General features: G+C 62.4%; 6 protein-coding genes and 2 tRNA genes. 2 read left to right on the top strand and 6 right to left on the bottom strand.

The features are described 5' to 3' along the window. Window positions 1–1,364: 1,364 nt before the first annotated feature. From HUN39_RS16185 to HUN39_RS16165, 5 genes are all read right to left on the bottom strand, one after another. Window positions 1,365–1,440: transfer RNA gene (locus HUN39_RS16185), tRNA-Thr, on the bottom strand. A 78-nt stretch (window positions 1,441–1,518) separates the two neighbouring features. Further along, complete coding sequence (locus HUN39_RS16180) at window positions 1,519–2,331, bottom strand: TrmH family RNA methyltransferase (protein ID WP_175095504.1); 813 nt, start codon at window positions 2,329–2,331, stop codon at window positions 1,519–1,521. After that, entirely contained in the window at window positions 2,328–3,194 is an 867-nt protein-coding gene (locus HUN39_RS16175; protein ID WP_175095503.1) for a 4-(cytidine 5'-diphospho)-2-C-methyl-D-erythritol kinase, read from the bottom strand. The genes HUN39_RS16180 and HUN39_RS16175 overlap by 4 nt, the downstream gene beginning before the upstream one ends. Window positions 3,195–3,243: 49 nt before the next feature. Continuing rightward, window positions 3,244–3,318 (bottom strand) — tRNA-Gly (locus HUN39_RS16170). Window positions 3,319–3,450: 132 nt separating this feature from the next. After that, on the bottom strand, window positions 3,451–3,615 hold the full coding sequence (locus HUN39_RS16165) for a hypothetical protein (protein ID WP_170162507.1): 165 nt from the start codon (window positions 3,613–3,615) through the stop codon (window positions 3,451–3,453). A 314-nt stretch (window positions 3,616–3,929) separates the two neighbouring features. Between HUN39_RS16165 and HUN39_RS16160 the strand changes: the two genes are divergently transcribed. Then, window positions 3,930–4,478, top strand: a complete 549-nt coding sequence (locus HUN39_RS16160) for a cupin domain-containing protein (RefSeq protein WP_175095502.1) — start codon at window positions 3,930–3,932, stop codon at window positions 4,476–4,478. 3 nt (window positions 4,479–4,481) lie between these two features. On the opposite strand, the gene HUN39_RS16155 is transcribed toward HUN39_RS16160, so the two are convergent. Then, the gene (locus tag HUN39_RS16155) at window positions 4,482–5,123 is read right to left on the bottom strand and encodes an invasion associated locus B family protein (RefSeq protein ID WP_175095501.1); all 642 of its coding nucleotides are present in this window, start codon (window positions 5,121–5,123) and stop codon (window positions 4,482–4,484) included. A gap of 149 nt (window positions 5,124–5,272) precedes the next feature. Between HUN39_RS16155 and HUN39_RS16150 the strand changes: the two genes are divergently transcribed. Beyond that, window positions 5,273–8,755: an autotransporter domain-containing protein gene (locus HUN39_RS16150; protein WP_175095500.1), complete on the top strand. Its 3,483-nt coding sequence runs from the start codon at window positions 5,273–5,275 to the stop codon at window positions 8,753–8,755. The last annotated feature ends 15 nt before the right edge of the window (window positions 8,756–8,770 follow it).

The following is an 8,770-nucleotide window of genomic DNA, read 5'->3' as shown; positions in this document are numbered from 1 at the left end:
CGAAGCGCAACTAACTTTCTCGCAGCCGTCTGCATCGCGGCGACAATCAGCTATTGGTTATGAGTCTGGACCCTAGATTTGGGCATTATACACATTCTCCGTCGGACCACCGCGCCAGCAAGGGGGCTTGATCTGAACGGCGCAGATGCGCCGACACGACTTTCAGCTGTTCAGATCAGCGGGAAGAATGTGGAAATGAACATCATGGATGAAATGCGTGCTTCGTAAGGGATAAGTTCAAGGATACATGACGAAGCACATCTGAACAATGGCTGCATCATAGGATGTGACGTTGGTCCTCGTCATGGAAAACAGATGGCTGCCTAGAATCATTTCGATCTTCCGGTCGACATGCGGCCAGTTCAAGCTGTAGCCTTCAAAGTTTGTCCCTTCCCGCCGAGCCTTCGCAAGCCGCCATCCTTGCTAGGCATTCCACTCGACGTGACCGAGATCGCCACACTTCAAAACACGTTCAACCGAACGGCTGCGGTCCTGGCGTGGCAGCGCCGCGCGAGGGACACGACGCCCACTATCTCCGAATACGCGGCCCGCAGGCGGCAGAAAAGGCGGCTCAGCGCCTTGGGCTACTTGAATTCAATCAACACGCCGTCTGCCCCCAGCGCAGTCTGTAATCCTTGGCGTGTTGCGCTCAATTTCATGGTGACGCCATTCCCATTCGTTAGCCACATCGTCCCTTGCCCGCGCTCAGCAATAGCCCAACCTCGTCGCACCTGAACGTAAGCCCCAGGGAAATCCGAAAGCCTCGTAAGGCCATAAACGGCGCCAGAGGCCGTCAATTTGGAAGCTCCTATACCGCCAATTCCCAATCCCCCAACAGTGATGGGATAGGATTTTCCAGCGTATTCTAGTGTCCCACCGCCAAGCGAGCCGGAGCCAATGAACGCGACCTGGATTTGCTCGATCGTCACTGTGGCGGACGGCTTTCCAGCGGGAGCATCTTGGGCAGACGCAGGGGCGCCAAATGGCGCGAAGGCCGAGGCGAACATTAGAAAGAAGCGGACAGCGCCGGAAGGCAGTGCACAACTATTGAACATTAATTTTCCTCTCTCGAAACACGATGCGCCAGCATCCGCCGACTGGACACGTCGATTGTCGCCGCCAGATACACGAAGCCGCGCCGCATGGGAATGTCGCTGATGTCCATCGTCCGCATGCTTGGCGCAATCTAGCTGGAAGCCAGATACGGCGGCCAGTCCGGCATGACCTGCACCTCACGGGCGCCGCATTCGTTTTTTCGTTTGCGAGGGATGGAGTGGTTTGCGGACACCGTGCGGACACAAGAGAAGAGCCTCGTGTCCGCCGCCTCCGTCATTTTCATAAATAGCTGTATTAATGTCGATTTCTGGTGCCGGTTGCAGGATTCGAACCCGCGACCTACTGATTACAAATCAGTTGCTCTACCAGCTGAGCTAAACCGGCCCGTGGCGTCATCGAGGCGCATCGCGCGACTTCTCTATGCGTCCAAGCCGGCGGAGAGGTCAATCCCACGCAGGGCGCTCACCCGAGCCGAGTCGTCACCACGCTCAACGCCGCAGCGCAGGCGTTCGACACATTGAGGCTCTTGATCGGCCCGGGAAGATCGAGCCGCGCGACGGCGTCGCAGCGTTCGCGCGTGAGGCGCCGCAATCCCTTGTCCTCGGCGCCGAGCGCGAGCACCAGCGGCTTGGACAGCGTAATGGTCGAGAGCGATTCGGCGCCGTCCGAATCCAGTCCGACGCGCGCATAGCCGCGCGCGGCGAGGTCGTCGAGCGCGCGCGCGAGATTGACGACGGAGACGATCGTCACGAACTCCAGCGCGCCCGAGGCCGCTTTGGCGAGGACGCCGGAAAACTCCGGACTATGCCGTTCCGTGACAATCACCGCGTCGACGTTAAAGGCGCAGGCCGTGCGCAGGATCGCGCCGACATTATGCGGATCGGTGATCTGGTCGAGCGCGAGGACGACGCCGCTGACGCTGACGATGTCGGAAATGTCCGCTTCCTGCAGCGGACGCGCTTCGAGCAGCAACCCCTGATGCACGGCCTCTGGACCGAGCCGCCGTTCGAGATCGCGCGAGTCGACGAGGCGTGGCTCGAGTCCCGCCGCCTGCGCAAGCTCGTTGATGCGCGGGAGCGCGGTTTCGGTCGCGTAAAGCGTCAGCAGCTTGCGCTTGCGCGCGATCAGCGCGGCGCGCACCGGATGCGCGCCATAAAGCGTGACGAGGTCGTGTGAGGCGGAGCGGAACGGGCTGCGCGTCTCGGACTGAGCGACCGTCGCGCGGCGGCCCCTCTCATGCGCGCTGCGGTCCTTGGGCGGCGGCCGGCGGGTCATCTCAGCACGGCCGTCTTGACCCACCATCCCGGGTGCTGGGCGCGAATGACGCTGGCGGCGCGCACCGCCTCGCGCCGCGTCGAAAACAGCGCGAAGCATGTCGCGCCCGAGCCGGACATCCGCGCAAGCCTGCAGCCGCGGGCGCCGCGTAACATGGCGAGCGCGTCGACGATCACGGGCGCCTGCAGACAGGCGGCGTCTTCGAGGTCGTTGCGCCCCCTCGCCAACGCCGCAAGGAGTTCGTCCGCGCTTGGCCGGGCGGCGATGTCGGAATGCGCGGCGCCTTCGCGCATCGCGCCCGGTCGCAGTCCGAGCGCGGCGAAGACGGGTCCCGTTGCGACCGGCGCCCCGGGGTTGAGCAGCACGGCCGGCAGGAGCGGAAGGCGAATCGGTTCGCCAAGAGTCTCTCCGGCGCCGCGCATCATGCGCGCGCGCGGGTCGAGGCAGACCGGCACGTCCGAGCCAACGGCGCGCGAGACCTCGATGATCCGCGGGTCGTCCGGCGCGAGATGATTCGCCTTGGCCAAAAGGCGCAGCGCCGCAGCAGCGTCCGACGAGCCGCCGCCAATGCCAGCCGCGACAGGCAGGCGCTTCTCGAGTCGAAACCGGCCGAGCCGCAGGCCCCTTATCTCTTCGGCGAGCCGTCGTGCGGCGCGCAGCACGAGATTGTCGTCGCCGGCGCCTGCGGCAGAGGAGGTGGGGCCCGAAATATCGAGCGACAGCGCGTCGCCCGGCGTGAAGGACAATGTGTCTCCCGCGCCGGAAAAGACCACGAGGCTTTCGAGCGCGTGGTAGCCGTCTTCCCGACGGCCGAGCACGTGAAGCGTAAGATTGATTTTCGCGGGGGCGCGCGTCGTCAGCATCTGACCCCGGTCTCCGCAAGTGGGGGCGAATTCGCGGAGCGCGTTGAATTGGAGCGGGCGAAGGGATTCGAACCCTCGACCCCAACCTTGGCAAGGTTGTGCTCTACCCCTGAGCTACACCCGCATCCGTCGCGCCGGTCATGCGTAACGCCGAACCGTCGCGGCGTCGTTATGCCGGAAACGAATTTGCTTTGCAACTGGCGCGACGCGCCTGCGTCGACGCTCCGGAAGGGACGGCTCCCGGAGCGTCGCGACGTCACTCGATCATGCGCGCCGTGTTGCCGGTGTTTCCGGTGATGTTCGCGCTGTCAGGCGAGATCCAATGCGGAACCCAGGTAAGAGCGACGATGACGAAAGCGGTGAAGCCGATCAGATACACGAGGATCTTGCCGACTTCGCCGTCGTGAACATTAACGGCCATTTGCCTCTCCCATTTGTGTTGTTCGGCTTTTGCCGGAAGGACAGGGACGGCGACGGATGATGCAGCGATGAAAACCGCCGCCGTCCACCAGGACAGCTACAGGGGGACTGCCATGGCTGGGCGTAGTCTGCGGAAACGGTCCATAGAAACAAGGACCACAGACAGTATTTCTGTTGGTCAAATACTTGGTATCATGAGATTTATACTTGGTGGACCCAGGCGTCGCCCGATGGGTCGGAAGGCCTGCCGTTCAGCTTGCCCACGTGTTATCGAATGATCCGCCATCGCCATTCGTCCAAACGGTAGGGTCGGCCATGTCCGAAGCTCTGAGCTATGAAGAGATCGTCGATCTGCTCGCGCTCGAGCCCAACGCGACATGCGGCTTCGTCCGCATCACCTATACGAGCAAGCTGTCCTTCGGCGCGGACGCTTTGCCGCCGCCCTTCGCGCGCAGCGGGCCGGCGGGTTCAGCGCTCTACTTTCTGGTGACGCCGCACGCGCCGGTTCGGCTGCACCGAATCCGCAACGATCAGCTCTATCACTATTATCTGGGCGATCCGCTGGAGCTGTTCATGCTGCATGGCGACGGCTCGACCGAGCGCGTGGTGGTTGGACCGGATCTGCGCGCCGGCCAGAGCGTTCAGCTGCTGATTCCCGGCGACACTTTTCACACGGCGCGGCTTTTGGGCGGCGGACGCTGGTTTTTCGGCGCCAGCACCGAATGGCCGGGCGTCACGCCGCAGGACGTCGAAATCGGCGATCTCGATCAACTGGCGTCGAAATATCCTGGCGTGGCGACGGAGATCCGCTCAATCGCGGCGTCGGTCAACAACGGTCCGATAACGGCCGTCCGGCCGCGGTAGGATCTACTTGCACTCCTGCACGGCGCGGGCCAGCGCGTCCGACAATCCCTTGAGCGAATAGCTGTCGGTGGTGCTTGTCCCTTTCGACGAAGCGGCCTTGACGATGAGCTTGGCGCCGCCGCGCATCGCGCCGACGAATTCGCGCTCCCGCGACTGATCCTTCACCCAGGCGTTCGTTCCCTTGGTGATCAGTTCGTAACTGTCGCCGTCGATGTCGGCGATCGCGGCGGAGCCGTCCTTGGTCGGATAGCCCAGATTGATCGCGACCTCGTTGTGGATATTTTCCGCCGGCCGTGTCGAGATAAAAATGTAGGCGGAGGCGTCCTTGAGCTTCGCTTTTGGCGTCCGCTCCTTGGGCTGTCCGAGCGCATAGCAGGTCCTGCTGCGCCCGTTCTGGGCGGCGTAGGCGCCCCATTCCCCATAGCTGCCGAGCTGCTCGGGCTTGTCCGAGCCTTTGTCGGCCGGCTTCTCGGCTTTTTCGTTTTTGGCCGGCTTCCGCTTTTTGGCGTTTGCATCCTCGGCCGGGGCGTCTTCGGCGCCCGGCTTGGGCTTCGCTTCGGCAGCGTTAAAAGCGAAGGCGATCGCCAATCCGATGGCGGCGACAGCGACGAGAAGACGGGAGCATGTGCGACACTTCCTAAGCATAGGCGCGGATTCTAACGATGGTGGGGGGCGTGAACAAGAGCCTAAAGCAAAGCTCGAAGGCGTTGGGCTCCGGCCCTGTTGAGCTTGAACTCTGCTATTGACAAGCGCGTACGCCACTGCTTTTTCATAGCCGAGCTATGGGGACGTCTGTGATCGTAGCGGAGTTTGCCGTTGGTTGGCGTGCGCCTCGCGCCATATTCCGGCGTCTGCGCCGGGCTGGCGCGCGGCTCACAGCCGTCGCCTTCGCGCAGCTCTTTCTTGTTGCCGGCCTTACGCCGATTTCAGCTCAGGAGAATTGCGCGCAGCTCTCCAACCCGGAGGAGCGTTATTACTGCGAGCGCCTGACGAGCGATCAATCCGCGCTGCTTCAGATTTTCGCCGGATATCCTAACTCGCCCGCGGGAAAAGACCTGCTCGACCGAAATCTCGCGGCCATTAACGCCATCTATGCCGGCGCAACGCAAAACCAGCGCGATCAGGCGAAGCTCAATCAAATTACGGGCCCCTTCATAACGGTGCAAGCCAATCTCTGGGGCATGATTTCGACGTCGAGCGCCTATCCGCTCAACGCATCCTCATTCACCAAATTTCCGAGCGTAGCGATCAACGCTCCTTTGGCGACGACGATCGCCAGCGAATTGACCGATGCTTCCCCGGCTCCGGTCTACACACAGATCGAGGGCGTGCTGGCTAAGCTGAGAGACCACATCGAACAAATCGGCACGCTCAAGGACAATTTCCACTCTTACAACGACTATTACGTACAGCAGCGCGATCTCGTCACGAACTGGGGCGGCTCGGTCTCCAATCCGTTCACCAACGACCTGCGCCCCTATCAGGTGTCGAGCGCCATCGCCGACAATCCGTTCACGAATCCGAACTGCGCGACCGCATCGCCGGACACGAACTGCTTGGGATGGGACATTAACCAAACCGTGCCGTCGTTCCCCAGCGGCCATTCGATCATGGGCAACACTTCGGCCCTTTACTACGCCATGCTGGCGCCTCAGGCGTATCAGAGCATGATGGTGTCAGCCCAGCAGTTCGGCCTCAGTCGGAACATTCTGGGCGTGCACTATCCGCTCGACATCATCGGCGGGCGGGTTCTCTCCTATTACGTCATAACGCAGCTCATGGCCGGCGAGCCGCTCTACGCCGACGCCTACAAATATTATACAGACGGCGGCGATTTCGCCGCGCAGTTCAAGGAACTTTATACGGACCTGCAAGAACACCTCCGCGACGCGGCGGGCGAATCCGCCATTGCCGTGCCCTATGCCGACTGTGCCGGCGCGGCCGTGGCGAATTGCATCGCCAATGGCGTTTTCCCGACCGCCAGCGCTCTCACTGCCGCCAATCAGGCCTATGCGTTGCAGTCGACTTATGGTCTGCCGTCGATCTTGCCGGCGACCAGCACGAATGTTGCGCCTGCGAATTCCAATCTCTTGATCGCTTCGCGCTTTCCCTATCTCAGCGCCTCTCAGCAGCTTGATATTCTGACGTCGACCCTGCTGCCGGCGGGCGTGCCGCTCGATGACGGCAGCGGCTGGGCGCGGCTGAATCTTTATGCGGCTGCGGGCGGCTATGGCGCCTTTAATTCTGGGACGGTGTCGGTGATCATGGACGCCTCGAAGCAGGGGTTCCACGCCTTCGATTTCTGGAGCAACAATATTAGCGGCAGCGGCGGGCTGGCGCTTTCCGGTTCCGGCACGCTGGTGCTCGGCGGCGATAACACTTACACCGGCGGCACCACGGTCGGTTGCGCTCCCGGCATTGGCTGCGCGACGCTGGGGTTGAGCGGAACGATGGTCGGCGATCTCACGACCATGCCGGGCGCGAGTTTCATCACCGGCGGCGGCTATCGGGTGGCCCATGGTTCGACGCTCGTCAACGGCGGCGTCTTTCAGTCGGTCAACGCTTCGCTCGTAAATCTGGGAACGCTCTCGAACACAGGCGACATGCTGAGCGACCTCGTCAATGGCGGCGCCGCGACCAACACTGGCGTGATCGCCGGCAATGTTTCTAATTTCGGGCTTTTCACCAATAACAATCAGGTGAATGGAGACTTCGTCAACGCGGGCGTGCTGGCGGGCGGCGGCGAGATAAACGGCGACGTCCTCAACGGCGGCGTGATCGCGCCAGGCAACTCAATCGGCACGCTTATAATCGCCGGCGATTACACGCAACAGGCGGGCAGCTCGTACCTGGTCGAGGTCCAAGGCGACGGAAGCGATCTCATCAATGTCGGCGGCGCGGCTACGATCCAGGGCGGCGCGGTCAATGTCTATGCCATGCCGGGCTCTATTCTCGGCATGCGTACGACGTACCGCATCCTGAACGCCGCCGGCGGCCTCACCGGGGCCTATGCCTCGGTCAACGAGAACTATCCCTTTCTGCAATCGAGCCTGAGCTATGATTCCAACAGCGTCTATCTGAACACGCAGGTTGGTGGGTTTGCAGCGGCGGCCCGCACGCAGACGCAGTTAGCCGTCGGCGCGGCGCTAGACGCCGGCGTCAACATGGCCATCGGCGATTTCGCCGCGGTGCTCGGCGCTCTGGCCGTCAACACCACTTCCAGCGCCCAGGGCCAAGCGGCGCTGAACGCGATGAGCGGCAATGAATACGCCGCATTTTCGAGCGCCATGGTGCAGGGCGCGCAGCTCTTTATGAATAATTTTGCGAACATGAATAATTTTGCCGATCAGGCCAGCCGCAGCTCGACGAACGGCGCCTGGTATGCGCTGGCCGAACCGTGCAAATATGCTTGCGATGCGACGTCCCGTCCCGTTTGGAGCGTTTGGGGCGGTCCTCTGGGAGGACTGGGCGCCGTCGGCGCAGCCGGAAGCACGGGCAGAGTCACATATAATTTTGGCGGCGTTGCCGTTGGGGTCGACCGGACGATCACGCCCAATGTGCGGGTCGGCGTCACAGCGGGTTATCTCGCGGGCAGTCAATGGATCGGCGGCTTCAACGCCAAGGGCGGATCAGACACTGTTCTGACGGGCCTCTATGGGGGTTACGCCGAAGGGCCGATCTACGCCGACGCGCTCGCCGGCTACGCCTACAGCGCCAACAAAATGTGGCGCAGCATCTTCCTTCCCGGACTGCCTCAGCGCGTCGCGAACGGCGTCGCCGGCGCCAATCAGTTTTACGGCCAGGCCGAGACGGGCTATCGGATCGACTTGGGCACGGCGGCGAACGCCTATGTGACGCCGTTCGCCCGCCTCCAGGCCTATACAGGCGTTCAGAACGCCTTCAGCGAGACGGGCGCGCAATCGATCAACCTCAGCGTGGCGCGGCAGACGACCAGCTCGGCGCGCTCGGTGATCGGCGCTCAGATCGGCGGTTTCATCGATCTCGGTTGGCGCGAGAAGCTCGCCTTGCAGTTCAGGCTGAACTGGAGCCACGAATATGCCGACGCAGCCCGTCCGGTAAGCGCATCATTCGTCGGCGCGCCGCCGATTTCGTTTACGACTTATGGCATTGCGCCGAGGCGCGACGGCGCGGTGGTCGGTTTTTCGGCGAACACTGCGGTCGCTGCCGCGACCTCCCTCTATTTCCGCTATGAAGGCAATTTCACCGACCGCGACAACGCGCACGCATTTACCGGCGGCGTACGAATGGCCTGGTGAGGAATTCGTCCCTCC

This window comes from Methylocystis silviterrae, assembly GCF_013350005.1.
Lineage (GTDB): Bacteria > Pseudomonadota > Alphaproteobacteria > Rhizobiales > Beijerinckiaceae > Methylocystis > Methylocystis silviterrae.
Note: the sequence above shows the minus strand (reverse complement) of the source record. Positions and strands in the feature narration are given on the sequence as shown.

Excerpts from the sequence above, each read along its gene's own strand:
- HUN39_RS16180 (WP_175095504.1), bottom strand. The coding sequence starts at position 2,331 with ATGACCCGCCGGCCGCCGCCCAAGGACCGCAGCGCGCATGAGAGGGGC.
- HUN39_RS16165 (WP_170162507.1), bottom strand. The coding sequence starts at position 3,615 with ATGGCCGTTAATGTTCACGACGGCGAAGTCGGCAAGATCCTCGTGTAT.
- HUN39_RS16175 (WP_175095503.1), bottom strand. The coding sequence starts at position 3,194 with ATGCTGACGACGCGCGCCCCCGCGAAAATCAATCTTACGCTTCACGTG.
- HUN39_RS16160 (WP_175095502.1), top strand. The coding sequence starts at position 3,930 with ATGTCCGAAGCTCTGAGCTATGAAGAGATCGTCGATCTGCTCGCGCTC.
- HUN39_RS16155 (WP_175095501.1), bottom strand. The coding sequence starts at position 5,123 with ATGCTTAGGAAGTGTCGCACATGCTCCCGTCTTCTCGTCGCTGTCGCC.